Origin of the sequence: Flavobacterium zepuense, assembly GCF_007097145.1 — a bacterium.
Lineage (GTDB): Bacteria > Bacteroidota > Bacteroidia > Flavobacteriales > Flavobacteriaceae > Flavobacterium > Flavobacterium zepuense.
The window spans coordinates 64,270-91,264 of the sequence record NZ_VJVZ01000015.1 but is presented as its reverse complement, the minus strand read 5'-3'; the positions used below and the strand labels follow the sequence as shown (position 1 = coordinate 91,264).

Genomic DNA, 26,995 nt, shown 5'->3' with positions numbered 1-26,995 from the left:
CGAACCCAGCTTGTCTATATGTATGTGGAATGTTATTCGTATCGAAGAGCTTTTACCGGAGATATTCTGGTTATAATGTATGACGGTATTAGCAGTAATGCCAGGCACACTATTATAGTACCTGCGTTTATTATTAGTATAGCCGGTATATCTATACTTACCGGGGCTACACTTACATAATAGTTTTCGGGGCGAAGTGTTACTACACCAAAATACTTTTGTATCAGCAGCAGGCCTATACCTATCGCATTGCCCCAAATAAGTCCTTTTATTATAAGGTAAGCTGCATTGTACAAAAATATTTTTCGCACACGCCAGTTAGATGCTCCAAGTGCTTTTAGCATTCCTACCATTTGGGTACGTTCTAATATTAACACTAACAGCGCTACCACCATATTAATGGTAGCAACAATTATCATGATAATAATGATAACTATTATATTAACGTCAAACAATTTTAGCCACTCAAATATATTAATGTACTTTTCTTCTATAGTAACACTATTTAAAGTAGAGGGCACTTCTTTATACACCTCTGCCCCTATTTCCTGAATTTTAGAAAAATCATCTATAAAAACTTCAAAAGCACCTACCTGGTCGGCCTTCCATTTGTTGATGCGCTGTACATGGCGAATATCGCCTATCATATAGGTAGCGTCGAATTCCTGAAAACCGGAATTGTAAATTCCCACCAGCTCAAACCTGCGCAGATTGGGCATACCGTTACCTCCTTCTTTTAAAAAAAAGGTATTGAATTTATCGCCCAGTTTAAGTTGCAGTTTGTTTACAAGGTATTGCGAAAGTATAACTTCAGTATTCAACTGGGCTTTTAAATTGGGTATACGGCCTTCGGTAATATATTCGCTAAGGGCATTCCAGTTAAAATCTTTACCCACGCCTTTAAATATAACACCCTCAAATGCAGTTTCCGTTCTAATAATCCCTGCTTTAGATGCCACTGCCTGTATATGGGTAACACTTGGCACCTGAGTGAACTTGGGGTAAAAATCCTGATGGATAGATATAGGCTCTACACTAACCTCACTCTGGTTGTCATCATAATTAGAAATTATGATGTGCCCGTTAAAAGCCGACACCTTTTCCCTTATCTTATCCTGTAGCCCTACACCTGTTGCAATAGCAACCACCATCATAATAATACCTATAGCAATGGCCACAATGGCTATTTTTATAATTGGTGCAGATATACTACTTTTATGGTTCTTTGCAGTAACCAGCCTGCGGGCTATAAAATATTCTAAATTCAAAGGTTATGGTGTCTTATTCGTTTTTACTACGAAGGTTTTCTTTCGGAAGAGTCAAAAATACAGTTTTATTCTCATTTATGGTATTGGCAGCCTGTGGAAATTCCGTTAAGGAAAATACAAAAGTTAGCAGACGTGAGATAGTAGACAATAAGCAATCAGCAATGGGCAATGAGCAATGGGCAATTGCCAATAGCAAAGAACATACTATAAAAACCGGTGCTGATAATTTTGCCGCTTACCTGCCCCTGCTTAAAGATAAAAAAGTAGGCATAGTTACTAACCAAACCGGTATTGTTACTTTAAACGGTAAAAAAAGTAATGTAGTTGACTTTTTATTGGAGAAGAAAATAGACCTAAAAAAGATCTTCGCTCCTGAACACGGCTTTCGCGGTACTGCCGATGCCGGCGAACTTATTAAAGATGGCAAGGACACCCAAACCGGACTGCCTATTATTTCGCTTTACGGAAATAACAAAAAACCTAAGCCGGAACAATTAGAGGGTATTGATGTTTTAGTGTTTGACCTGCAAGATGTGGGTGCGCGTTTTTACACCTATATATCATCGTTACATTATATAATGGAGGCTTGCGCCGAAAAGGGTATCACCCTGATAATTTTAGACAGGCCAAACCCTAACGGCGGTATAGTAGACGGGCCTACTTTAGAAAAAGAAAACACCAGCTTTATTGGTATGCACACAATCCCCACCATGCACGGGATGACCATAGGCGAATATGGCAAAATGATTAACGGCGAAAAATGGCTGAAAAATGGCGTTCAATGCCAACTAACCGTTATACCATGCCTAAGTTATAAACGCACCATGCCCTATAGCCTGCCTGCAAAGCCATCGCCTAACTTACCAAACGACCATGCTATAAATTTATACGCGAGCCTTTGCTTTTTTGAAGGCACTAATGTAAGCATGGGCCGTGGCACAAACAAACAGTTTCAGCTGTATGGGTCGCCTTACCTGCCTAATGCCGGTTTTAGTTTTACCCCTGGCCCTAATGAGGGCGCTAAAGACCCGCAGTATAATGGTAAGGTTTGTTATGGCGAAGATCTGTCGGGAATATCTAAAGTAAACCGTATAGAATTGAAATGGCTCATCAAGGCTTATAAAGAAACAGCCGATAAATCTAAATTCTTTATCCCCTTCTTTACTAAGCTTGCCGGAACAACCCAATTGCAAAAACAAATTGAAGCCGGTTTACCCGAAGACCAAATAAGGGAAAGCTGGAAATCGGGACTTGAAGCTTTTAAAAAAATGCGCAGGCCTTACCTTATCTACGGCGAATAAAATTGTTTTCTTAATGTTTACACAAAGTGCTTTAGGGTATCAAAAGGGTTTTGTACTTTCATATTGTAATAATCACTAAAAACAATATGCCATGAATACTATAACAGAAAAAGTAAATACGTTTGTAGATTACATTTTAAACCTCATACATAAACTTAAAGGTTATGTAGATGATGTAATTGCATTTTTTGAAGACCTTAGAGATAAAATTGAGGGGCTTCTTGATTATATAGATGGAAAAATACAAAGCATTGAAGGCTTTGTGGGCGAATTAAAGCAACACGAAGCAGCTTAAACAGTATCCTGGCCTTCCTTTTTAGGAGGGCTTTTTTTTGCCATACCCTTAACCGATCTTACCATGGCACGGTTTACAAAATATAAAAGTGATATTAAAATGAATACCGGTACGGTTACAGCTATAACTTCTCCAACTTTTGTAGACCATGATGAAACCACAACATCATCTGCTGTGAAATAGTATACAAGGGCGATAGCCAGCGAGATGATAAATAATACAAATAGCCTTTTAATTGTTTTCATAATTAACGGGTAACGGGTTGCCCAAACTGTAATATATAATCGTTGTTATCATAAATTGCAAACTCGCGCATGCCATAATCAAAATTTTCAATAGGGTAACAAATGGTGCACTTATCCTTCCAGGCATTCCACAACTCATCTACATTAGTGGTGTTAATGTAAAAAGAGCCGGTAAACATTGGCCCGTCAAAAGGCACATTCGGATTTGGATAGGCTGCCATTACCTCAATTTCATCCCGCAGCAAAATAGCCCAGCCTTCTTCCATAGCGCCGCATTCAAATCCAAGTACTTCGGTATAAAAAGCTACAGTTGCCTTTATTTCTGTTGTCCAGAACATTGGCGTAATAGAGGTGAGTTTTGTCATTGGTGGGGGTTTTATGCCGTAAATCTAAAAAATTTTCTGATTCATTTATCTATAGTCAAAAAAAAAGCCGGTTATACCGGCAGTTTCTTTTTCATCTCTTCAACAATATTATATGCCGCAGGGCAAATAGCCACGTTTTTCATGGTAAGATTTGCAATCTGCTGAAACTTTTTCCTATCGGTATGCGGAAACTCCCTGCATGCCTTGGGCCGCACATCATAGATCATGCAATAATTTTCATTATCTAAAAAAGTACAGGGTACGCTTTGCAGCACATAATCATTTTCTTCATCAATTTGCAAATACTTCTCTATAAACTGCTGAGGCTTTAGGCGCATGTGTTTTGCTATACGCTCTATATCGGCAAGGGTAAACAGCGGCCCGGTGGTTTTACAACAGTTCGCACATTTAAGGCAATCGGTTTTTTTAAATTCCCGGTCGTGCAGCTCCTGCATAACATAGCCCAGGTTTTTGGGTGGCTTCTTTTTAAGCTTATCAAAAAACTTTTTGGTTTCGTTATGCTTATCTTTGGCAAGCTTAGGAAGCTGTTTTAAAAAATTCTCCATTCCGTCATTACATTTATCAATCGCAGCAAAAGTATAAAAAAATGAAAGACCTTTTTGGCAAAGCAATACTTGATTATCAAACCGGCAATGCGCCCGAGAATTTAATTACCGAAACATCTATATCTGAAGAGGATGAAATGGATGTTGCTTACCTCTTTAGAGACTATAAACACATGCCATATATAGAGCAAAAAGCCCTGAAACTTACCAAAGGCAAAGTGCTTGATGTGGGTTGCGGCGCCGGAAGCCACAGCCTGTACCTGCAAAATGTGCGTGAGCTTGATGTAACTGCTATAGATATATCTGCCAATGCTATTGAGGCATGTAAATTACGGGGAATTAAAAAAGCGTATGTTCAGGATGTGATGCTACTTGAAGGTGAAAAATTTGACAGTATTTTATTAATGATGAATGGCGCCGGTATGTGCGGCAAGCTTAATAAAATTGAAGGGTTTCTTACGAAGATAAAATCACTGTTGAATGAAGGCGGGCAAGTGCTGTTAGATTCATCTGATATCATATATATGTTTGATGAAGATGACGACGGTGGTAAATGGATACCATCAGACATTGATTATTATGGAGAAGTGATCTTCAACGTATCCTACAAGAATGAGAGTGAAGAACCTTTTAACTGGATGTACATAGATTATAATACTCTGCAAAATGCAGCACATGCTACCGGGTTTACCTGCGAGCTGGTTCAGGAAGGCGAACACTACGATTATTTAGCTAAGCTATCAGTATAAAACGACAAAACCCGCAAATTACATTGCGGGTTTTGTTTTTTATATAGTATATCGAATTATTATTGAGCGTATTTCTGAACGATCTCTCCAACTCCCTGGCCCCATTCCTGACCCAGCGCTGTAGCTTTATTCATAAAATCATCTGATTGCGATATGCTGGTTACTTTTTTACCGGCAGGACTTTCATAAAATTTAATAACCGCTTTAATTTCTTCGTGCGTTAGGGCAGTCATATAAAGATCGGCCATTTTGCCAAGCAGCGTTTTAATAGATGCATTAAACTCTTTATCAAATTCAGCTTTCTTTTCAATCGGTATATTTTGGGTGTAAGGCTCCATTACTTTTTTGTATGTGTTTTCAACACCACTCATTTCAAGGAATTTTACAACATCTTTTCTAAACGCATCCTGTGCCTGTGCAAAAGTTACGGTTGAGATAAGCAGGAATGCAACTGCGAATAGTAATTTTTTCATGGATTTTTAATTTGGTTATTATGGTATATTAAGATACTTGTGCGTTTGTAATGATACGCGCCATTTGGGGTTGTTCATTACATAATCTACTATAAGAGGCGTAACCTCTTCTTTTTTGCTCCACTCCGGCTGAAGGAATAATACGGCGTTACCGCTAACCTTGGCGGCCTGTTCTTCGGCAAAAATAAAATCGTGTTTATTGTGTATAATTACCTTAAGCTCATGAGCATATTGGTAAACTTCCTGAGTAGGTAGTTTTGTTTTTTTAGGCGAAAGGCAAATCCAGTCCCACGTACCGCTTAACGGATAAGCTCCCGATGTTTCGATATGCGTTCGCAGCCCTTCGTTTTTCAGCATCTGGGTAAGCGGGTTCATATCCCACATTAGTGGCTCGCCACCGGTTATTACAATAGTTTTGCAATATTTGGCAGCATTCGCTACAATTGTATTTATACTTGTCGGTGGATGTAAATCAGCATTCCAGCTTTCTTTAACATCGCACCAGTGGCAGCCCACGTCGCAGCCGCCCACCCTAATAAAATAGGCAGCAGTGCCCGTATGGTAACCCTCTCCCTGAATGGTGTAAAACTCTTCCATCAATGGCAGCATTACCCCTTTCTCAACCTCTACTTGTATTTCCTTCTTCAGCATTCTTTATTTCAAATAGTTTGCAAAGATAAGCATTAAATCAGTAGGTCTCATAAAAACATAAAAACCGGCACGAAGCCGGTTTTTAGTAATAGTATTATATATTATTTAAGCTTTTGAAGCTCGCCTTTTACATAAGAATCGTTAGGATCTATAGCAAGGGCTTTTGTGAAGTAGTCTTTAGCTTTAGCTTTATCAGTTACTGCATAGTAAGCACCGGCATTAGAGTAAGCCTCTAAAAGGTTTTTGCTTGCTTTAGTAACCTCTGCACCACCTTTAGTTGTTACGATCTCGATATATTTATCGTAGTTCTTAGCCATTTCGGCGTAAGCCTCATTCGTCTGAAGGTTTTGGTTAACCTTAGCTTTGTAAAGGTAAGCATCCTGAGCTTCCGGAGAAAGCTCTATTACTTTAGCAAGAGCGGTATCTGCTTTTTTAAGCTGCTCGCCATTTGCCTTTTTAGCTTCAGCCGATTTGTTTACGTGATCGTAATAAATTGCATAGGCAAGATAAAAGCTATCGTAAAACAGGTTAGGGTTTTCCGGGTTTGTAGTAGCAACTTCAAACACTACAGCAGCAGGGCCGTACAGTTTTTGGTCGAATAATTTTTTACCAATGGTGTTAAACTCATTCGTAATTTTAATATCCGTTTCGGCAGCCTTTTTAATGTTGGCAATAGCCTCATCAAACTGCGCCTGATCTTTAATTGTTGAATTACCCTGAGCATCCTGGCCTACAGTAGATGCTATCTGGGCAAGGCCTAGGTAAAGATAATCCCTTGCAATAATACGCTTAGGATCTACTTTAGCAATAAAGTCTTTCATTGCGGTGATACTTGCCGGATAGTTTTGGTTTTCGTAAGCAGCATAGGCAGCATACCTTAATATCCTTGGGTTCACTTTATCCATTTGCTGCATTTTCTGAGCTTCAGCTTCAAGCGCTTTGTAGTCGCCTGTTAGCAATAAGAAGTCAGCATGCCTCATCCTTGAGTCAAGAGAGTAATCTGTAAGGCTCATGTATTTTTCATAATACCCAAGCGCTTTAGGATTGTACTCTTTTTTCTTAGAGCTGTCAGTAGTACCCCAAAGGTAATACGTTTCGGCAAGCTCCCTGTATACAGGGCCATAGTTAGGATTTGCAGCAACTATACCGTCAAATGCTTTAACAGCCTCCGGGAATGCAGCTTTAGTGTTTTTTGTAATAACACCTAACTGAAGTTTAGCCCTTAATAAACTTGGATCCAACTCTGATGCAGTACGGAAATTTTTGTACGCATTGTTCTGGTCCCTGTTACGGTAATAGGCCTCACCAAGATTTAAGTAAGCAGGGGCATATTTAGCATCTTTAGCTACAGCTTTGTTAAGTACCGCGATAGCCTTGTTATAGTCCGGCTTATCAGCATAGATGTAAGCACGGCCTATGTAAACCAATTGCTCTACATCTTTCTTTTTAAGCTCTTTTTCTACTGCATCAAATTTTGCCTGAGCAGCGGCAGCATTGCCTGTGTTAAGGTCTATACGGCCAAGGCCAATATTATTATATTCGGCATTTTCTTTTACAGCTTTACCTTTATCAAAAAAAGAAGCTGCAGAATCCTGCTCCATTTGTGTAAGATACACATCGCCTAAAAGGAAATAGTTTTTTCCATCTTCCGGTTTAGAAGCTATAAGCGACTTTAAAATTGTTTTTGCTTTTTGGTATTGTTCAGCATCAATTGCTTTTTTAGCTTCGTTGGCATCCTGTGCGTTTGCCATTCCGAAAAGCAACAATGATAAACCGAGGAATTTAAATTTTTTCATCTTGATCATTTTTAACTTTCTCCTTTATTAATATTTAGTGGTTATTTTACAGTTCATTTCTAATTTCAATCTCCCTTGTAGGCATTACTGCGGGTACTAAACCCGACTTTAAAATAATACGCTGACCGGACTCATCTGTTATGTAAGTTGCAAAACCCATGCCCAAGCCATTTTTACCCTGGTAATTTAACACATAAAGCTTACGTGTAAGTGGGTATAAACCTCCGGCTATATTGCTTTGAGAGGGTTTGTAATACTTTTTCTGACCTTTATCAACTTTAACATTATCAACACCCATAACTCGTACATTTTCTACATATTTTTCCCACGCCGTTGGGGGCTGCACCAACCAGTTTACCCCAATTATACCAATAGATCCGGGATTTTCCTGAACATATTTAAACACGGCCTCGGTATCTTTTAAAGAATAAACATCGGTGGTTGCAATTTTTGTAACACCGGCCTCTTTAAGCAGCAATTGCACTGTGCCCGAATTAGAATTATCAAAAATAAGCTTTTTTACCGTAGCAGATTTCTTACCCTGCAATACTTTATAGATTTCTTGTAGGTTTACAACCGTATCTGTAGATGTTTTATTGGTTATTAGCGCCAGTGCATCAGTCGCAAAAAAAGTAACTTTTGGCTTAATGCCTAACTTAGTAAAATTCTGCTCTTCTTTTTCAGTAAGTGGCCTTGCCAGTACAGCAACCCTTGCCGAATCTTTAATTAGCGCATTTACAACATCATTTTCATTACGGTTTACCTGCTTAATGTGGGCTTTATCATAAATGCTGCTAAAGACAGCAAGCACATCTTCTATAATGGGCTGTGCCGTGGTATCTACATATAACGTAAGGCTACCCGCTGTCATGGTTTCTTCCTGAGAATCAGTACTTGTAGTTGTTGTAGTGCCAGAACTTTCCTCTTTACAGGATATTAGTAACGAAGCAGCAAAAAATATAATTAAAAGATTTTTCATAATTTATTGTTTATTTCATCTTGTGAACACCACACATATAATTATGTGAAGGAGGAATATTTATGACTTATAATTTTGCCAGGCCCTAATAAACCTGAATGATCCGTATACTATTAAAAGTATCCCCAATATAAGCTTGCCATTGTATGTAATGTTTAAAGGTATGCGATTTGTAAAAATCAGCATGAACCCTAAAACAAGATATAATAAAAAGAACACTATGCCTAAAACGAACAGAAATCGCTGTATAGGCGATTTCTGTGTTTCGTAGCGTGATTTTCTTCCGGTAACCATCGCTTATTGCATTTAAGATTTTATGTTAATGGTGATAGGAAGGTTGTAAGACGCCCTTACCGGTTTACCGTTCTGGATACCCGGCGACCATTTAACTTTTAATGATTTTAATACACGTTCTGCCTCTTTACCAAGACCATAACCCGGATCCCTAAGAATTTTGATAGCTGTAAGCGTACCATCTTTCTCAACAACGAAAGATACATATATCTTAGCGTTCATATCGTTATCCAACTCCGGAGTACGGAAGTTTTTAGTTACATAGCTATAGAAAGCAGCGATACCACCCGGGAACTCAGGCTGAACCTGAAGTCCTGCTGAGCTATAAACTGCATTATCGGGAGCTTCTACACCTTTATCAGCATCACCCGCAGGTTTACCAATATTGATATCACCTGTTGGGCTGGCTTCAGCGTTACGAGAACTTGGGTCGGCTTCTTTAAACTGCTCAATCTTTGGTGGATCTTCAGGAACTTCTTCCTTCTTGGCAGCTTCAAGAGGTTTAAATTTTACTTCCTCCACAATTGATTTAGGAGCCACATACGCCTCTACCGGTGGTGGTGGTGGAGGCAATTCTGCCTCTACAGGAGGTTCAGGAATATCAACAACTTCAATTATCTGGTCCTCTTGGTTGTCAGCAGTATCGTTGCCCGAGCTAATTTTACTTAAAATTACCGGAGCTCCAATAGCAGCCGCAAAAAACAAAGTACCTAAAATAATCGCGATTGTAGTAGTCTTAGGATTCTCAGACCTTAACTGGTAAGCGCCGTAACTTTTGTTACGCCCCTCAAAAACAAGATCTATCCACTGTTTGTTAAATATATTTAGTTTTGACATAATTTATATTTTTTAGGTTAACGCCAAAGACTAATATAAGCCCTTATCTGTTAGTAAGGTTATCTCTTCCGGTGTAATATCGCCTATTGCATAAAGCTGCACTTTATTAATAGCCATTTCATCAAGAATATCTACAAGGTTTCTATAGCTTGCAGCATCACTTGCTTTTATGTTTACGATAAGGCCTTCATCGGGCTTGTCTGCAAATTTTTTAGCATAAGCCGTATTTTTAAGAATATCTTTCCTTATACCGTCTTTACCAAATGTAGCTTCTGTAGGCTCCATTCTTGGAGTTGCAAGCATTCCCATATACCAAAGTATCTTATTATCTTTCCCTATAAGAATAGTCATCATCCTATCTTCAGGAACTTTAGTATCTGTATCCTCTGCAGGATCCTTTTCCTTATCCGGCATAGCCAAAGGCATAGACTGTGGTTTAGACAGCGTAGTGGTAAGCATAAAGAAAGTAATAAGAAGGAAAGCTAAATCTACCATCGCGGTAAGGTCTACCCCTGGGTTAGATTTTTTACTCCTTACTTTCTTGCCGTCGCCACCGCCGCCGCCGGTATTTAATTCTGCCATTTTATATTATTTTATAATATTAAAAATCTTTGTTACGTAGTCCTGTAATTAAAAAGAACCTGTTTTTCTTTTGCTCCTGTAAAATATCAATAATCCTTTTTACAGTGATAAAATCTTCTTTCGCATCGCCTTTTATAGCAATACCAAGATCTGCCTTTTTACCAAATTCTTCGGCATTGATCTTACCTTCCTGAAGTTGTGCTTCATATATTGATTTATGAGCCTCCCTTGCCTGTTTAACCCAATCAGTAAGCTGATCGTTTATAGTATCATAAGGAATGCCTACCTGAGCACCCGGAGCATTACGCACCGCCGGAGACTTAGACAACAAGCTTTTAAGCTGGTTTAAAGGAACCCCAAAGCCTTCCATACCTTCAAAAGCCTTATACTCACCTTCGGTAAAGTTAACACCTTTTTCTTTGCTTATACGCTCAAGTGTACCCCTGCGCGAAGCTCTTGGTATAGTAAAGAACACCTGTTTATCACCTACTGTAATTGTAGCAACACCATCTTCCGGCAGCTTATCAATAACTGTTGATGCCGGTGTATCTACCGGTTTTGGTTCAGGCTGTTTTGCAGTAGCAGTCATAACAAAGAAAGATAACAAAAGGAACGCCACGTCGCACATTGCGGTCATGTCTATCCTTGTACTTTTCTTAGATATTTTATGTTTAGCCATTATTATATTTTGTTTAGCCAAGGCACCATGTAAAGCGCACCTTAAAGATACGCTTTACCGCCTAATTATTTTAAAACTTTAACTCTTAAATTAGTTGTTTGCACGAGCCCTAAACCTTCTGTAAGTTTGAGCAATTGTGAAACCAGCCTCATCTATAGAGTAAGTAAGTTTGTCAATTTTAGTAGTGAAAAGGTTGTAAGCGATAATTGACACAGTAGAAGTACCAATACCTGTAGCCGTGTTAATAAGTGCCTCAGAGATACCTACTGCAAGCTGAGCTGAATCTGGTGTAGAACCAGCACCCATTGCAGAGAACGCCTTGATCATACCCGATACTGTACCAAGTAGACCTACAAGTGTACCAATAGACACAAGAGTTGAAAGGATAACAAGGTTTTTCTCTAACATTGGCATCTCAAGAGATGTAGCCTCTTCAAGCTCCTGCTGGATAGCAGCCTCAGCTCTTTCGCTATCAAAACCTTCTCTTTTAACTTCTTCATATTTTAAAAGGCCTGCTTTTACAACGTTAGCAACAACACCTTGTTGTTTGTCGCACTCAGCCATAGCCTCGTTAATGTTACCAGCTTTAATTTGTGCTTGTACTTTAGCAACAAAAGTTTCAACATTACCTTTACCTGCTGCTTTAGTTATTACCATAAACCTTTCGATAGAGAAAACAAGCGCCATAACCAATAAACCAAGTAATACCGCAACAATAACTCCTCCTTTGTAAACAGTACCTAAAAATCCTTTTGGATGACCGTCTGTAGTTCCTCCTTCAAAGTTATCAGGATTTCCCATTATAAACTGCCATACAAGAAATCCTACAAGAAGACACACAACAATTGCAAGTCCTGCAAATATATTAGACCCTTTAGAACCTTCTTTTTTTTCAACTTTTTGAATAGATGCGTTTGCCATTTTTTTTTAAATTTAGTTTCTGATTTTTAATAATAACTTCTTATTTGTTAAAATTGTTTTTTACATAAGATTGGCAAATTTATATTATTAGAACATAAAAAAAAACAAAATGATTTTTTTTATCAATTCTTAACAATAATTTATTGCAATATTAATCAAACCAAAACACATTTTATTTGGTGTTTGTTTATGCAAAATCAATTTTTACTCCTTTAAAACTATTATTCGTTATAAATTATTTTAAATAAATATAGATTGCCTATAGATAACACAAATTGCCTCTCTTTATTGTACACTTATAATATTTTTATTTAACAAGGCATTTCAGTTGGTAATTTTAACCTTTTGGGTAGCATTTATGCGCAATTATTGAAGCAAAATTCCTACAATTAGTTTTCTTAAAACGATTTCGGAAGTGTTTTACTACATTTTTAAACTACAAATTAAATGTAATAACAATTATAGAAACAGCAACTGTTAGCCCTACCAGTATTTTTATAAGGTGTAAAATGCTTCTTAAAAGAAAGCATTAATCAACAGCATCAGCACGACACCCAATGTTAAGAAAAGGTTACGCTTTAAACACAAAAAGCAACCCATGCAGGTTGCTTTTACTATTATTTTGTATTGAGTAACTCTAATATCCGGGCCTCAACAATAGGCTTATCCCAATTGTTTTCTATACCCTCCATTCTCATTACCTCATCCATTATGGCTTTTTGCCTGTCGCCTATTGCCAGCGCTTCGCTGTAGGGCCTGTAGCTAAACGTTACCCTGCTATATAAGGGCATCCATTTATCAGGATATTTTTCAGAAAAATGCTTCTCTATCTTTTTTTGGAGGTGAAATTTATCATCGGCTGTTTTAGAGCTCATCTCTAAAAAATTCCTGTAAGACAGCTCTGCAATGGCATCTGCATTGGGTTTACGGCTGTTTTCGTACTCTTTAAATATAGTAGCCCAGTCATCGCCATATTGCTGCATCATCTGGTTAAGGATGGTAATATCTTCAAAACCTGCATTCATGCCATGCCCGTAAAATGGCACGATTGCGTGGCAGGCATCACCTATCAGCGCTACCTTATCACTGTACGTCCACGGAAAGCATTTCATGGTTACCAGGGTACTGGTTGGGTTTTTAAAGAAATCTTCTACCAGTTTAGGAATAACATCTACCGTGCTGGGAAAATGCGTTGCAAAAAAGGCTTCAAGAGTTTCTTTATCTTTTAACGACTCGAACGATTTATCGCCTTCAAACGGCATAAAAAGCGTGCAGGTAAAACTGCCATCCATATTAGGCATGGCAATGAGCATAAAATCCTGCCTTGGCCATATGTGGAAAGAATTCTTATCAAGTTTATGAGTACCATCGGCATTTGCCGGAATATTGAGCTCTTTGTAGCCCATGTTTAAAAATTCCTGAGAATAGTTAAACCTGTTTTGGCGCTGCATGCGGTGGCGAACTCTTGAAAAAGCCCCATCGGCACCAAAAACCATATCATAATTAAGATCTGTCCAGGCACCGCGTTCGGTTTCGCCGGTATGTAAAGTAGCAGTATCTAAAGAAACATCCCAAACGCGCGACTCAAAAAAGAAGTTTACACCCTCTGCCTCTGCCAAGGTAACCATTTTTCGGTTAAGTAGCCCGCGCGATATAGAATAAATGCTCTCCCCCTCTTTACCATAATACTGGTAAGCCAGTGGCTGCCCTACTAAGTGAATAGCCCGCTTATCAAGCGGTATGGCAAGCTGCCTAATTTCGTCTCCCAAACCTACTTCATCCAACGCGCGCCACCCGCGGTGCGACATAGCAAGGTTAATGGAGCGTCCGGAAAATTGAATCTTCCTTATGTCAGGGCTTCTATCGAAAACATCTACGGTGTGCCCTGCTCTTTTAAGGTATATTGCTAATAGCGATCCTACGAGTCCGGAACCAACTACAGCAATTTTTAAGGGAGTCTGCATGAAAAAATATTCTATATAACATACAAAAGTACTTAATTAAAATACTGCATGATTTTTTTTAGTAAATAATTTGCAATGAATTTATTAAGAAAACTTTGGCTATTAAAGGATTCTTAATGAATTAACAGCTCCCGTTATAAAGAAGTAATTTTATCATGCTAACTTTTAAAAACAATATATCATGAGAGATTTAATCTGGTTAATCGTTGTAATCCTTATTATAGGATGGCTTGTAGGATATTTTGGCTTTGCAGAATCTGTAGGCAGCCTTATCCACATATTATTGGTACTTGCTATTATTGGTATTCTTTACAGGCTTGCCGTGGGCAGAAGGCCGTAAAACCTATACTCAATAACCTTTTAACTTACAAAATAAAAAATCCCCGTTTGGGGATTTTTTTATGCCCATATAAAAATGAAACCGCCCGGACACTACCCCGGGCGGCTTCTACCACAAATAATTAACAAAAAACCTATTCCATTAAATTTTGATGCTTTTTGCGCATTGCCCAATAAAAGAAGTTAGGAAATACCAAAAGCGTAAATACTGTTGCCGTTACCAAGCCTCCTATAATAGATATGGCAAGGGGTTTTTGAGATTCTGACCCAATACCGGTAGACAGCGCGGCCGGCATTAACCCTATTGCTGCCATTAGGGCCGTCATTACCACAGGCCTCGTCCTTGATTTTACGCCCTGTACAATAGCATCGGTTAATGAGAGCTTGGCCTTGAGGTTGGTATGGAACTCCGAAACGAGTATTACCCCATTCTGGATACAGATACCCAAAAGCGCAATAAACCCTACCCCTGCCGAGATACCAAAATTGATACCCGTTATTTGCAGTGCCAGTATGCCGCCTATTATGGCGAAAGGCACGTTTACCAAAACTAACAACGAATCTTTTATGTTACCGAACATTATAAAAAGCAACACAAAGATGAGCACCAGTGATATAGGTACTACCTGTGCAAGCTTGGCACTGGCACGTATCTGGTTTTCAAATTCGCCGGTCCAGCCTACGGTGTAGCCTTCCGGCAGTTTTAGTGTTTTAACCTGGGCTTGGGCATCGGCAATGGTACTGCCAAGGTCGCGGTCGCGCACTGAGAATTTAACCCCAATAAAACGTTTGGTATTATCACGGTATACAAAAGCAGGGCCGGTATCGGTAGTTAGTGTTGCAATTTCTTTAAGCGGCACTTTTGTGCCCCTAAGCGTAGGCACCATAAGGTTCATGATATCTTCCTCATTTTTACGATACTCTTTTTGGTATCGTATCCTGATGTCGAATTTTTTCTCGCCTTCGTACTTCTCTGTTGCGGTTTTACCGCCAATAGCCATTTCTATAATACTTTGGGCATCGCTTTTTTGCACACCGTAAAGCGCCATCTTTTCTTCGTTAAACGAAATGCTCATTTGCGGCTGGCCTATATTCCTGAGTATACCCACATCTTTAACGCCCTCTACATGTTGTATACGGGCAATTACCTCATTGGCCAGCTTATCGAGCGTTTTAAGGTCATCCCCATAAATTTTTACTGCGTTTGACGCATTCATACCTGCAACAGCTTCGGCAACGTTATCTATAATGGGCTGCGAGTAATTAAAGTTAATACCCTGAAAGTTTTTAAGCTTGGTATCCATTTGTTCTACAAGCTGATCCATGGTTATTTTTTCTTTCCAATCATCTTTAGGCTTAAGGTTTACCTGCATTTGCACGTAATAAAAACCACTCGGGTCGGTACCATCGTTACTACGGCCGGTTTGCGATAGCACTCCGTTAACCTCAGGAAAAGTATTTAGCACTTTTCTTAATTCGGCCACCTTAGCAACCGTTTCGGTAAGCGACTGGCTCATTGGGAATTTAGCTTCTACCCAAAGCGCACCCTCATTTAATGGTGGCAGGAACTCTGTACCCATAAATTTAGCCGAGAACAGCGTTACTACCAATATTACTACCGATACTATAATTGATGCCCTCTTATTTTTGAAGGTTACATTAAGCCCCTTGCCTACTATTTTATTAAAGAACTCTACAACAGGGTTGTGTTTTTCTTTTACGTTTTTGTTAAGTAAAATAGAACATAACACCGGCACTAAGGTTAGCGTAAATATTAGCGCACCAAGTAATGCAAAGCCGAGTGTCCATGCCAATGGTGAGAACATTTTTCCTTCCACTTTCTCAAAAGAAAAGATTGGCAACAGCGCAGATATGATGATTAACTTACTAAAGAAGATAGCCACACCTAACTTAGTACCTGCTTTACGGATAAGGCCCAGTTTAGCCAGTTTGTTGTACCGCTCCGGCCCTATTTTGTGCTGGAGCTGGTCGAGTGCCACAAATAGCCCCTCTACCATTACGACCGCCCCATCTATTATGATCCCAAAATCTACCGCGCCGAGTGAGAGTAAATTTGCGCTCATGCCTTTTAACTTAAGGCATAAGAATGCAAACAGCAACGCCAGCGGAATAATGATGGATACGATTAATGTGGTACGCCAGTCGGCCATGAAAAGGAATACAATAACGGTAACCAGCAAAATACCCTCTACAAGGTTATGGGTTACGGTATGGGTGCAAAATTCCATTAGCCTGTCACGATCGTAAAACGTAACCATTTTTACGTCTTTAGGCAATACATTATCCTGCACGTAAGCTATTTTTTCTTTAAGGCGCGCCAATACTTCAGATGGGTTTTCGTTTTTACGCATTACCACAATACCCTCTACCACATCATCATTATTATCTAACCCAACCTGGCCCACACGCGGCACGTTAGATATCTCTACCTTACCAATGTTTTTTACAAGGATGGGGTTACCGTTGTATTCGGCCACAATGGTATTTTCAATGTCGGATGTACTATCCAGCATACCCACGCCACGCACCACATAAGCCTGTCCGTTTTTCTCGATAACATCGCCACCTACGTTTACGTTTGCCTTGCTAACAGCATCGTATATCTGCGGAGAGGTAAGCCCATATTTTTGAAGCAATACCGGGTCTATCTCTATTTCGTATGTTTTTTCGCGGCCACCAAAGGCAACCACATCGGCTACGCCGGGCACTGCCCTTAACTGCCTGTCTATAACCCAGTTTTGCAGGGTTAACAAATCGCGGGTATCTTTATCTTTACTCTGTAATGTATACCTGAATATCTCTCCCGTAGGGCCATACGGCGGCTGTACATCGGGCTCTACCTCTTCGGGCAGCTGCACGTTGCGCAACTGGTTGTTTACCTGCTGGCGGGCAAACGTATCATCTACATCATCATCAAAAATAATTTTTATGATAGATAGCCCAAACATGGTAATACTGCGCACGTTTGTTTTTTTCTGCACCGAGTTCATGGAAATTTCTATAGGCGAGGTTACAAAACGCTCTACCTCCTCGGCACTGCGGCCGTTCCATTGGGTTACAATGATTATCTGTGTATTGGTAACATCCGGAAATGCTTCTACCGGAATATTTTTGTAGCTTATAACACCTGCAATAATAACGAGCCCTATCCAAAAGAAAGTGAACATTTTATTGCGCAGCGAAAAGCCTATGATGTTTTTTATCAACTTGTTCATGGCTTATGCTTTAATCGTTAATAGCGTCGTATATTAATAAATTGCCTTTTACGATTACCTGTTCGCCTTCTTTAAGTCCGGAAGACAGGTATGTGGTATCATCAAGCGCCCTGTAAACATTTACCTCGCGGGTTTCTATGTTGTTTTTGCCTTTAAACACCATTACAAAGTATTTGCTTTTATCAAACACCAACGCTTCCGATGGTACGGCAACAAACTTCTGGGTATCGGCATAATGAACGGTAACCGTGGCGTTCATTTCCGGTTTAAGGGCAACATCTGTATTAGGTACTTTTATTAGAGCTTGTGCAGCGCGGGTGTCGGGATCTATAACATTAAATATCTTATCTATTTTACCTTTAATGATCTTGTTTGGGTAAGCAATAGTCTGGATGTTTACTTCCTGGCCCTGCTTAATATTATTAAGATCACTTTCGTTTACATTAGCAAGCACCCAAACGTTATCAAGCTTTGCTATGGTAAATACAGCCTCGTCGCGGTTGCTGATGAGCATTTCGTTAGGGCTTATGTCTTTAAAAACTATATAACCGCTTATTGGGGCATACAGATTATAAACCGACCCGCTTTTTAGCTTATAGATGTGGTTAACCTCGCCCATCCTGCTTTTTTCGGCACGGGCTTTATCAAGTTCTTTTTGGGCAACCACCAGTTCTTTTTCTGATGCCAGTTTACCCTCATACATATCTTTAACGCTTTGCAGGTTACGCTCTGCTATAGACACGTTAGCATCGGCATCGCTGGTCTGGCTCTGGTAGCCGGCTACTTCGCTGCTGCGGATGCTTGCTAACAATTGCCCCTGCTTTACATAATCGCCCAACTCTGCCTCTATCTTAATAACATTGCCGCCCACGGCCGGGTATACTTGCGCCATGTTGTTGTTATCGGCCGTTACCTTACCAAAAAGCCGAATTTCGTTTTGCGCAAATTCTGTTTTAGCGGTGGCAAAAGTGCTCTCACTGTACATTTTATCGGTCATTACAAACTGCTGCGTTACCTGGGCAGCTTCTTTCTTTTTTTCACAGCTGGTCAGGACCAGGGCAGCTACGGCAGTAAGTATTATATATTTTGGTATTTTCATGGTTTAAAAGTTGTTGGTTCCTGTTACATAATTAATTTGGGCGGCGGCTATCGCAAGCTGTTTTTTAACCCTTTCTACCTCGGTTTGCGCCTCGTTGTACGATTCAAAAAAATCAGCAAACTCTATCATGCTCACATTCCCTTTTTGAAAGTTTGATGTAATACCGTTGTAAACGGCATCAAAATCCTGATTGATAAGGGCGCTTATGCGCTTGTACTCATCTACACTGCGGGTGTAGTTTTGGTAGGCCGCTAAAACCTCGTTAGTAATTTCGAGCTCTTTGTAAGACACATTCGCCGTTTGCTGCTCCTTGTTAATTTTAGCCGCCTGTATATTACCCCTGTTCCTGTCGAAAACCGGCAACGGAATGGCCAACCCTACATTATACTGATTGTTAAAGGCATCGCCGCGCTGGTTGTAGCCTGCCCTTAATGTAACATCGGGTATCAGCATCTTTTTTTGTAATGAAAGGTTTAGATTAGCCGATTCAATACCCAGTTTTGCCTGGTTAAGGTCGGGCCTGTTCTCTAAAGACCTGCTCAGCACATCATCATATAAGAAGCCTTTATCGGCATACACATCGGCATCGGCTGTGGTGTAAATGGTTTGGGTAGACGAGGTAAGTCCCAGCAATACGTTTAGCTTTTGCTGCTGCTGAATAAGCACTTCGCTTTCTTCGCTCTTGTCGTTATTAATTTTTACATAAACCGATTTTAGGCGTACCAGGTCTTTTAGCGCAATGTTGTTTTTATTTACCTGTACCTGGTAGCTCTCTATAAGCGATTGCAGCTTATCTAACAGCTTGTTGTATTTTTCTATTACTTTTTGCTGGTGGTGAAGGGTGTAGAACGATTCCCAAATTTGCTGTTGCAGGTTGCGGGTAATGTCGGTCAGTTCGGCTTCAGCCACTTTCTTGTCTACCTTAGCCAGTTCTATTTGCTTGCGGCGTTTGCCGCCAAGCAGTATAAGCTGCTCCAGCCCTGCGGCAAAATTGCCGTTTTTACCTGTGGGAAAATACAGGCCGTTTTGCCCCTGGTAGCCAACCATATCGGCAGATATCTCTGGGTTAGGATATACTTTAGATTGTATTACCTGGGCATCGGCCTTGCTAATGTTATATTGCTGGGCAAGCAGCAGAAAGTTATTTTTAAAGAACAGCTCTTCGGCCTGCTTTATGGTAAGCGTAACAGGCTGCTCAGGTAACTGCGCAACGGCTGTTGCCTGGATAAGCAATGCAGCTATCCAGACCAAGAATTTACTTTTAAATTCCATGATAAATTATTTTAAATACTATTAAAGGGAAAGTTATTTTGCATAGGGCAGCAAAACACAATGTACCGGCAGCGGTTTAATGTAGTTAACAATAAAACGCACAGCGCCTGCGTGGCAAAAAGCCATACGGGTACAATAAAATAATAGTATTTATGCCTGTGGCGGCGGAGAGAAGATATTCACCAATGGTGAATTGTATATAGGATTGCTGTAAAAGTTGTTAGCAAACACCTCTTTGTAATTTTCGGCTACAGCCTCTTTAAATACAATAGGCTCATAATGCTCAAACGTCCATACTACTTTTTTGGCATTAAACTTATTGGTAAGGGGTGTTTTAGAGTGGTGTTCCGGTATGGCGTTATCTATATTCATAACATCTTCCAATACTAACTCTACAACCGAATCGACCTCATTAAAATCGGTATCTACCTTATTATGCTCAAAAAGGGTGTGAGGGTTATCTATACTAAAGTTAAGTATGTGCAATGCAATAAGCAAGCACAGTAACCTGGCGTTAGTATATTTTTTTATAAACCTCATGTGGTGCAAAAGTATTACATTATGGTTTCATGTAACACAAATCTTGCCAAAAAGTACATTTTTAAAATTTTGTTAAAAATATACCTGGCAATTGGGTAAAGAAGCCTTAATACGGCTTATTTCGGCCTTAGCAATAGGATTACCCACAAGTATAAGGGTACGCAAACCTGTAAGTCCGCTCAAATCTTTAGGAAGTACTGTAATATTATTATTAGCCAGCGACAGCAATTGCAGCTTGGGCAGCGTTACCAGCTCCCGGGGAACGCCGGTAAGCCTGTTGTTATTAAGCATGGCTAATTTTAAATTTTTAAAATTGCTAACGGCCTGTGGCAGTTCTTTAATATGATTATATTCTAAATTGAGCGTTTCAAGGTTTTTAAACGCGGTCCACTCGCTATCAAACTCATTAAACTGGTTGTAGCTAAGATTGAGCGTTTTTAGCTTTTTAAGTTTTGATATTCCCTGAGGGAGGTAGCTTAACTGATTACTGTTAACCTCCAGCACTTCTAAATTTTTACAATTGCCGATACTTTGAGGCAACGATGAAATTTCGTTAAATGAAAGGTGCAGGTATACCAGTTTAGTTAAGTTGCCCAGTTCATTGGGCAGGTGGGCTATTGAATTGTCGGTCGCATCAAGGTTGATAAGATTGGTAAGATTACCCATTTTTTTGGGCAGGTACTTAAGCGCATTCAGCTTAATGGTTAATACCTCTAATTCCTTCAACTCAAAAAGATCATCTTCCAGCCTTTCAAGGTTGTTGCCCATAAGATTTAAAAAGTGCAGGCTTTGTAAAGTACTTAGCCCTTCGGGCAGGTGAAACAAACCTTTGTCGCGAAAATTTAACTGCGTAACTTTTCCTTTTGCCGCCAATGCGCTTTCCATACTACCGTACACCGGCTCTTTTAAAGGGTTGGCATTTTGGGCAAAGGTTATAAATGTTATAAGGAGTGCAGCAATAATTAAGGTAACTTTCATAATAAATTAAAATAGGAAAAGGACCGGTAATACAACCGGCCCTTTTAATAGTATATTCAGTAATATTTAGTTTTTGATAAGCTTATAGCTTCCTGATTTATCTCCAACATTTAACCTGATGAAGAATACCTGGTCGCCCATTAGGCCTTCAAGGTTAAGCTCAATTTTTTGGCTTGCACCTGTACTTGTAGCAGTAGTAGTGTAAACAGATCTTCCAAGGAAGTCTAATACTTCTACGCTTACATCCTGGCCTGCTTCTTCGTTAATTTGTACCGTAACATTACCTTGTGTAGGGTTAGGGTAAATACTAACATTATCTAAACCTGTAACACCATCAAGGCCGGTTGTAGCTTCTACTATAATGTAGTCTATTTTTTCTGCCGGCTCACTGGCACCTATTGCGTTTGTTGCAGTAAGGCTAACGTTATATGTACCTGCTGTAGCATAAGTTACTGTTGGGTTTTCTTCGGTAGAAGTAGCCGGTGTACCACCTTCAAACGTCCAAGACCAGCTTGTTGGGGTATTGGTACTTAAATCGGTAAATGTTACCGTTTGGCCTGCATCTACTGTAACCTCGTTAGCAGCAAAATCAGCCATAGGGGCGTTAACACCTAAATTTTCGGCAAGAGAGAATACTACAACAGCCGATGCATTAAAGTTAACCTGATTACCTGTAGCATCAAGCTGTGGTGCATTACCACCATCCGGGTGCTGTACAGAGAAGAAACCGTACTTATGATCTGGCGTAAACGTTAAACCTGTTGGCTCAGACCCGGCAGGCATAGAAGAATGTAATAGTATGTGCGGGTTGCTTTGCTGATGATCCGGCCTTACTACCCAAATGTAGTTTTTACCACCATCCTGTAGTAACCACATGTTACCTTTATCATCAAAAGTAATGTTATCATTACCATCGCCCCAAGGCTCAGTAACTGTACCTGTAGCTGTTTCTATAGGGTATGACATACCACCTACAAAAGTTTCAAAGTTTGATACTGTAGTACCGTTATCTGTAAACCTGTACACGCGGTTTTTACCTTTAGATGTAAAATAAACTTTGCCATCAAGCGGGCTAATTTCGCAGTCTTCAACACCGTTAAAGTTTGTACCACCCAGCAAGCCTGCAATTGCGTTTAGTGTATTACGTTCCACCTGAGTAGTGTTTGGAACCTGTACCCATGTTGCTGTTGTAGAGCTTGGCTCATCATTAGCAAGCGGAAGATCCATCTTAAGTACATAAACGTTACCAGAAGTAAGGTTGTTAGCTACAGTAGGTACAAATTTGTAAACACAATGTGTACCACCATCTTCGCCATAATATGCCCTTGTACCTTCGTTATTTACCACTACGTTTTCGTGGTTCATACGGCCCATAGCCCAAAGTTTTTCCTGGCCATTACCGTAATCTTTAACCATTGCAGTAATAGGGTCTATTTCTACTAACCATCCCACATCATCATAGCCATCTCCGTTAGCATCGCCTGCTGCGGTAGCTTCTTCAGCAGTTATAGCAGTATGCCAAGGTGTAATACCACCGGAGCAGTTACGGTTTGTAGTAACAAGTGCCTCGTTGTAAATATCTACAGCCTGAGAAGAATCCATCATCCAAAGTGACTGGTCTGTGTTAAGGTGAAGGTTTACGATAGAAACACCACCAGGGTTATTTTCGTGATTTACGGCAAGGCGGCCTACTGTGCTGCTGCCATCGGCCGGGTGGTATCCTGTAAAATCGTGGTTACCCGGTACTGTACCTGTACCTATTGTAAAGTTGCTGCCTTCTTTAAACATCAACTGAAAACGGTGTTCCTGAGGAATGATAAGGTTAGGCGTTTGTGCAGTTGGATTGATCGATGTAAAACAACCTACGTGGTTTTCTTCGCAATCTACAACAAGGTTGCCTGTAGCTTCGTTTTGAACAAACATATCAAATTTGATATCAGAGCTTTGCCCATCGCGGTTGTGCATTTCTACAGCGATCCTGTTAACACCCTGTGTAAAGAATGTTTTAGCTACCTGGTGTACAAAATACCTGTTTTCATCGGCACCATCTACAATACCTGTAGAAGTTGTAAGGTAGTTAAAAGCACCTGTAGGCATGTTATCCCTAAATACCTCTACACCATTTACATAAACAACAGCACCGTCATCTCTTTTAATACCAAAGTCTACAAAATCGGTAAGATCTGCAAGGTTAACGTTTATGTCTTTAGAGAAGTAATAGGTAATGTATTTATTACCTGCATCAGGGCCGTAAGAAATTTGCGTGTTTTGAGAATCGCCGTAACCAAGCGGGGCGTAACCTGTAGCCCATGCTGTGTTCGAGTAAGCAACACTTTTCCAGTTGGTACCGTCAAGGCTGGTACCATCATCTTTGTAAGACCATTGCGAGTCTTTAGCAAGTGGGTACGATGTTGGGTCTAAAGTTAAAGCAGCAGTATTAGCTTTTGCAGCGGTGTGTAACGCTGCCTTTTTAGCCTGTACTTTTGCTTTTTTAGCTGTTGGAGCTACATTAGGAACAGTTGTTGCCGATTTAAGCAAAGGCATGTCTCCCGAGATAACCACTGCGAAACTCCACATAGAGAATAGCAGCGATAAAGAAAGTAAGCTTTTTTTCATAATTAGTCTTTGTTTTGTAAATTTCAGTACGCCAAAAGTAATTTGAAAAATATGCCTGCTCCTTAAGCACGGTTTAAAGAATAATTAAAGAATTGTAACTCTAAAAGTGAAATATTAACCCCATGTTACCCAAAACTGCCCTTAATTTTTTTATTGATAACGTTAGCCAAACACCGATTTAAAGTTTTACTAAACCCGATTTTTTAAATCGCTGACTGCCATGCGAAAACCTTATCGGCAATCCCTGCCACTAATACGAAGGCGCATCGGTTAACGATTTCATGAAGGCTACAATGTCTTTCATTTCCTGCTCGGTAAGGTTAAGCGAATCAAACGGAAGCGTTTGGTTTTTAACGGTAAGCCCGTAACCATCGCCACCACCTTTGTTGTAAAACTCCACTACTTCTTCTAAAGTCCTGAATGCCCCATTATGAAAGTAAGGTGCTGTAAGGGCTGAGTTTCTTACTGTTGTAGTTTTAAACGACTTTTCATATATCCAGGCATACTCTGTAAACACTTCGTTATCAACCCTGCCGTTATCAGCATCAAGCTGCGGACGTTTGGCATTAGGGTCGGTAAGAATGCCTAGTATCTCGCTCTCGTTCTCATTATATAAAGGAGGTACAAGCCCCGCAAACGTAGGCGAATAGTGGCAGGTAGCACAAGCCGCCTTACCTGCAAACAGGTTAAAGCCACGTTTAACCTCGGGGGCTATGGTGGCAATTTCGCCACGCATGTATTTATCAAACTCGCTGTTAAACGATCTGAGCGACAGCACATACGATGCCAGTGCCTTAGAGAAATTTTCCCTGTTGAGTCCGTTCTTACCAAAAACCGACTTAAACTTTACCGAGTATTGTGGACTGTCCTTCAGCTTTTTAAGGATGGCGGCGTAGGCTGTATTAAATTCATCTTTATTAAAGATAACATGTTCAGCCTGTTGCTCCAGGGTAAAGGCGCGCAGATCGTAAAAATAACGGTCGGCATATACGGCGTTTAGGAGCGTGGGCGCGTTGCGCAACACAGTCTTGCCCTGCATATTGCTAATTGATTTAGGCACACCATCGCTATAGGCTTTTGATGGATCGTGGCAACTGGCACAGCTTACCTTGCCATCGTTACTGATTTGCGGGTCGAAGAACAGGGTTTTGCCCAAAGCACGGAGTTCGGCGCTATCCTCCCCTTCTTTAAGTTCTGAAAAGTAGTACGGATTTAAAAAGTCCTGCCCAAAGATTGAGGTGCTGCCCAAATTCCATGCGGTGCTTTGCTGCAGGTATTCTGAAGCAGTATTACTTTCTAACGTACCCAACTCCTTATATAGTGGGTCTAAGTAGGTTTTAAAGAAGCCAATCCTGTCAAAATCATCAAAAGAGGTAGATTTATCAAGATGGCTTGTAGCCCCGGCAAAAAGAGTAACTGCTCTTGGGCTGGCACCTTTGTAATATTCTTCAAAATAATGTTGCATGCCTTCTAATGATGCCTTGGTTTCCTGCAACCCATTAACCGAACCCGGCGTATCAAACCCCGTAATGCCCATTGTAAAGATGCGCACCAATTGCAGCCTCATGGCCGTAATGCCGTATTGGCCCGCTTGTTTGTTGTTATCAAATTCGGCGAACATAAGGCGGTAGGCATTGTGCAGTTTTTTTGCAAGCCCTGCAATTTGTACTTTCTCAGCTTCAGCCTCATCAGAGAATATAAGTTCATCTAAAACCTGCATGCCTTCGGGCACTACCACTTTGGGCTGGGTGCCTTCTTTTTCAATTTGCATAAGCGGGGCACCATTAAGCTTGCCTTTTACATAATCCGGGTAATGAAAGGCAAGGTAAAACTCAATTTTCTTGTAGCTGAGCCTTGTTGCAATGATCGATCTTTGAAGGGAATCTATGGTAACCTTACCGCGCTGAAGGGCATCGGCCGTGGCATCAAGGCTGGCAACGGCTTTATTCAGGTCATGGCTATAATTACTGATGACTCCTGTAGTGGTGTACTGCCCGTTATCTTTAAAGGAATAGGAAATTGTAGCAGCCACACCAAGCACCAATGCCAGTGAAGCAGCCTTTAAGTATTGAAAAGACATGTTAGTTCGCGTTTTGCGCAAACTTAAACCTCTTATAAAAAATGCGTATTAATTAGCGGTTAAGAAATAGTGAAGTGATATGCCTTTACAATGATTTTGGTTAGAGCCTTAAACTAAAATCCAATAAGAAGCCGACATAAAACAAAAAAGCGCAACCCTAAAGTTACGCTTATGTGACTGCGGAGGGGTTCGAACCCCCAACCCTCAGAGCCGAAATCTGATATTCTATCCAGTTGAACTACGCAGCCAAAATATTTTGTTTCAGGTTTCAGGTTTAAAGTTCTTTTTACCGTTCTGCACTGCAACCTGAAACTTTAAACCTGAAACCCGAAACTTTACTATGTTAGCGATTTCTTAACTACCGTAGATATGGTTTTGCCATCGGCGCTGCCGGCAAGTTCTTTGCTGGCTATACCCATAACTTTGCCCATATCGGCCATGCCGCTAAAGCCGTTATCGGCTATTATCTTTTTAACCACTGCTTCTACCTCTTCTTCGGTTAGCTGTGCCGGAAGGAATTTCTCAATAACCGCGGCCTGCTCCAGTTCCGGGTCGGCAAGGTCCTGGCGGCCCTGCTCAATATATATCTTAGCACTGTCTTTACGCTGTTTTACCAAACGCTGCAACAGCTTTACTTCTTCTTCTTCAGATATTTCTTCTTTAGCGCCTGTCTCGGTCTGCGCCAACAATATAGCCGATTTTACAGCCCTTAACGACTCTAAAGAAACTGTATCTTTTGCTCTCATGGCCGTTTTTATGGCCTCCATAATATCATTTTGCAAACTCATAGTGTAGTTTTAAATGTGCCAGCGAAGATAAAAAAATAACCCGAAAATACATAGCATTTTCGGGTTAAGGTTCACATTTGTT

General features: G+C 40.3%; 25 protein-coding genes and 1 tRNA gene. 4 read left to right on the top strand and 22 right to left on the bottom strand.

Features of this window, described 5'->3' with window-relative positions; genetic code table 11:
* Positions 1 to 32: 32 nt before the first annotated feature.
* Positions 33 to 1,268, bottom strand: coding sequence for an ABC transporter permease (locus FMM05_RS19260; RefSeq protein ID WP_143375052.1), 1,236 nt, complete (start codon positions 1,266 to 1,268; stop codon positions 33 to 35).
* A gap of 77 nt (positions 1,269 to 1,345) precedes the next feature.
* On the opposite strand from FMM05_RS19260, the gene FMM05_RS19255 reads away from it, so the two are divergent.
* Both FMM05_RS19255 and FMM05_RS19250 read left to right on the top strand, forming a co-directional pair.
* Entirely contained in the window at positions 1,346 to 2,569 is a 1,224-nt protein-coding gene (locus FMM05_RS19255; protein WP_185965634.1) for an exo-beta-N-acetylmuramidase NamZ family protein, read from the top strand.
* Between the two features lie 91 nt (positions 2,570 to 2,660).
* Positions 2,661 to 2,864: a hypothetical protein gene (locus FMM05_RS19250; RefSeq protein WP_143375051.1), complete on the top strand. Its 204-nt coding sequence runs from the start codon at positions 2,661 to 2,663 to the stop codon at positions 2,862 to 2,864.
* Here the strand turns inward: FMM05_RS19250 and FMM05_RS19245 are convergent.
* The 3 genes from FMM05_RS19245 to FMM05_RS19235 form a co-directional block, all read right to left on the bottom strand.
* On the bottom strand, positions 2,861 to 3,109 hold the full coding sequence (locus FMM05_RS19245) for a hypothetical protein (protein WP_143375050.1): 249 nt from the start codon (positions 3,107 to 3,109) through the stop codon (positions 2,861 to 2,863). The genes FMM05_RS19250 and FMM05_RS19245 overlap by 4 nt on opposite strands.
* 2 nt (positions 3,110 to 3,111) lie before the next feature.
* Positions 3,112 to 3,474, bottom strand: a complete 363-nt coding sequence (locus FMM05_RS19240; protein WP_235894434.1) for a VOC family protein — start codon at positions 3,472 to 3,474, stop codon at positions 3,112 to 3,114.
* Between the two features lie 71 nt (positions 3,475 to 3,545).
* Positions 3,546 to 4,040, bottom strand: a complete 495-nt coding sequence (locus tag FMM05_RS19235) for a YkgJ family cysteine cluster protein (protein WP_143375049.1) — start codon at positions 4,038 to 4,040, stop codon at positions 3,546 to 3,548.
* Positions 4,041 to 4,081: 41 nt separating this feature from the next.
* Between FMM05_RS19235 and FMM05_RS19230 the strand changes: the two genes are divergently transcribed.
* On the top strand, positions 4,082 to 4,789 hold the full coding sequence (locus tag FMM05_RS19230; RefSeq protein ID WP_143375048.1) for a class I SAM-dependent methyltransferase: 708 nt from the start codon (positions 4,082 to 4,084) through the stop codon (positions 4,787 to 4,789).
* A 59-nt stretch (positions 4,790 to 4,848) separates the two neighbouring features.
* On the opposite strand, the gene FMM05_RS19225 is transcribed toward FMM05_RS19230, so the two are convergent.
* From FMM05_RS19225 to FMM05_RS19180, 9 genes are all read right to left on the bottom strand, one after another.
* Positions 4,849 to 5,262 (bottom strand): DUF2059 domain-containing protein, encoded by a 414-nt coding sequence (locus FMM05_RS19225; protein WP_143375047.1) that lies wholly within the window; start codon positions 5,260 to 5,262, stop codon positions 4,849 to 4,851.
* 18 nt (positions 5,263 to 5,280) lie between these two features.
* Positions 5,281 to 5,913, bottom strand: a complete 633-nt coding sequence (locus tag FMM05_RS19220; RefSeq protein WP_143375046.1) for a 7-carboxy-7-deazaguanine synthase QueE — start codon at positions 5,911 to 5,913, stop codon at positions 5,281 to 5,283.
* 101 nt (positions 5,914 to 6,014) lie between these two features.
* On the bottom strand, positions 6,015 to 7,709 hold the full coding sequence (locus FMM05_RS19215) for a tetratricopeptide repeat protein (protein WP_143375045.1): 1,695 nt from the start codon (positions 7,707 to 7,709) through the stop codon (positions 6,015 to 6,017).
* 46 nt (positions 7,710 to 7,755) lie between these two features.
* Positions 7,756 to 8,688 carry a PstS family phosphate ABC transporter substrate-binding protein gene (locus tag FMM05_RS19210; protein WP_143375044.1) on the bottom strand — a complete coding sequence of 311 codons (933 nt, stop codon included), beginning with the start codon at positions 8,686 to 8,688 and terminating at the stop codon, positions 7,756 to 7,758.
* Between the two features lie 306 nt (positions 8,689 to 8,994).
* The gene (locus FMM05_RS19200) at positions 8,995 to 9,819 is read right to left on the bottom strand and encodes an energy transducer TonB (RefSeq protein WP_143375042.1); all 825 of its coding nucleotides are present in this window, start codon (positions 9,817 to 9,819) and stop codon (positions 8,995 to 8,997) included.
* Between the two features lie 30 nt (positions 9,820 to 9,849).
* Complete coding sequence (locus FMM05_RS19195) at positions 9,850 to 10,401, bottom strand: ExbD/TolR family protein (protein WP_143375041.1); 552 nt, start codon at positions 10,399 to 10,401, stop codon at positions 9,850 to 9,852.
* A gap of 19 nt (positions 10,402 to 10,420) precedes the next feature.
* Positions 10,421 to 11,080 (bottom strand): ExbD/TolR family protein, encoded by a 660-nt coding sequence (locus tag FMM05_RS19190; RefSeq protein WP_143375040.1) that lies wholly within the window; start codon positions 11,078 to 11,080, stop codon positions 10,421 to 10,423.
* A 90-nt stretch (positions 11,081 to 11,170) separates the two neighbouring features.
* Positions 11,171 to 12,001 carry a MotA/TolQ/ExbB proton channel family protein gene (locus FMM05_RS19185; RefSeq protein ID WP_143375039.1) on the bottom strand — a complete coding sequence of 277 codons (831 nt, stop codon included), beginning with the start codon at positions 11,999 to 12,001 and terminating at the stop codon, positions 11,171 to 11,173.
* 617 nt (positions 12,002 to 12,618) lie between these two features.
* A complete protein-coding gene (locus FMM05_RS19180; protein WP_143375038.1) occupies positions 12,619 to 13,965 on the bottom strand; it encodes an FAD-dependent oxidoreductase in 1,347 nt (448 codons plus the stop codon).
* Positions 13,966 to 14,146: 181 nt separating this feature from the next.
* On the opposite strand from FMM05_RS19180, the gene FMM05_RS19175 reads away from it, so the two are divergent.
* Entirely contained in the window at positions 14,147 to 14,305 is a 159-nt protein-coding gene (locus FMM05_RS19175; RefSeq protein WP_026991347.1) for a lmo0937 family membrane protein, read from the top strand.
* Between the two features lie 133 nt (positions 14,306 to 14,438).
* Here the strand turns inward: FMM05_RS19175 and FMM05_RS19170 are convergent, their stop codons facing one another.
* The 9 genes from FMM05_RS19170 to FMM05_RS19120 all read right to left on the bottom strand — a co-directional run bounded on the left by FMM05_RS19170 (position 14,439) and on the right by FMM05_RS19120 (position 26,913).
* Positions 14,439 to 17,540 carry an efflux RND transporter permease subunit gene (locus FMM05_RS19170; RefSeq protein WP_143375037.1) on the bottom strand — a complete coding sequence of 1,034 codons (3,102 nt, stop codon included), beginning with the start codon at positions 17,538 to 17,540 and terminating at the stop codon, positions 14,439 to 14,441.
* Positions 17,541 to 17,550: 10 nt separating this feature from the next.
* Positions 17,551 to 18,639, bottom strand: a complete 1,089-nt coding sequence (locus FMM05_RS19165) for an efflux RND transporter periplasmic adaptor subunit (RefSeq protein ID WP_143375036.1) — start codon at positions 18,637 to 18,639, stop codon at positions 17,551 to 17,553.
* Between the two features lie 3 nt (positions 18,640 to 18,642).
* Positions 18,643 to 19,911, bottom strand: coding sequence for a TolC family protein (locus FMM05_RS19160; protein WP_143375035.1), 1,269 nt, complete (start codon positions 19,909 to 19,911; stop codon positions 18,643 to 18,645).
* 150 nt (positions 19,912 to 20,061) lie between these two features.
* On the bottom strand, positions 20,062 to 20,451 hold the full coding sequence (locus FMM05_RS19155; protein ID WP_143375034.1) for a hypothetical protein: 390 nt from the start codon (positions 20,449 to 20,451) through the stop codon (positions 20,062 to 20,064).
* Between the two features lie 72 nt (positions 20,452 to 20,523).
* The gene (locus tag FMM05_RS19150; RefSeq protein WP_143375033.1) at positions 20,524 to 21,429 is read right to left on the bottom strand and encodes a leucine-rich repeat domain-containing protein; all 906 of its coding nucleotides are present in this window, start codon (positions 21,427 to 21,429) and stop codon (positions 20,524 to 20,526) included.
* A 66-nt stretch (positions 21,430 to 21,495) separates the two neighbouring features.
* Positions 21,496 to 24,045 (bottom strand): alkaline phosphatase PhoX, encoded by a 2,550-nt coding sequence (locus FMM05_RS19135; RefSeq protein ID WP_185965633.1) that lies wholly within the window; start codon positions 24,043 to 24,045, stop codon positions 21,496 to 21,498.
* Positions 24,046 to 24,295: 250 nt separating this feature from the next.
* The gene (locus FMM05_RS19130) at positions 24,296 to 26,125 is read right to left on the bottom strand and encodes a cytochrome-c peroxidase (protein ID WP_143375032.1); all 1,830 of its coding nucleotides are present in this window, start codon (positions 26,123 to 26,125) and stop codon (positions 24,296 to 24,298) included.
* A 174-nt stretch (positions 26,126 to 26,299) separates the two neighbouring features.
* Positions 26,300 to 26,373: transfer RNA gene (locus FMM05_RS19125), tRNA-Arg, on the bottom strand.
* A gap of 90 nt (positions 26,374 to 26,463) precedes the next feature.
* Positions 26,464 to 26,913 (bottom strand): GatB/YqeY domain-containing protein, encoded by a 450-nt coding sequence (locus FMM05_RS19120; RefSeq protein WP_143375031.1) that lies wholly within the window; start codon positions 26,911 to 26,913, stop codon positions 26,464 to 26,466.
* Positions 26,914 to 26,995 lie beyond the last annotated feature (82 nt).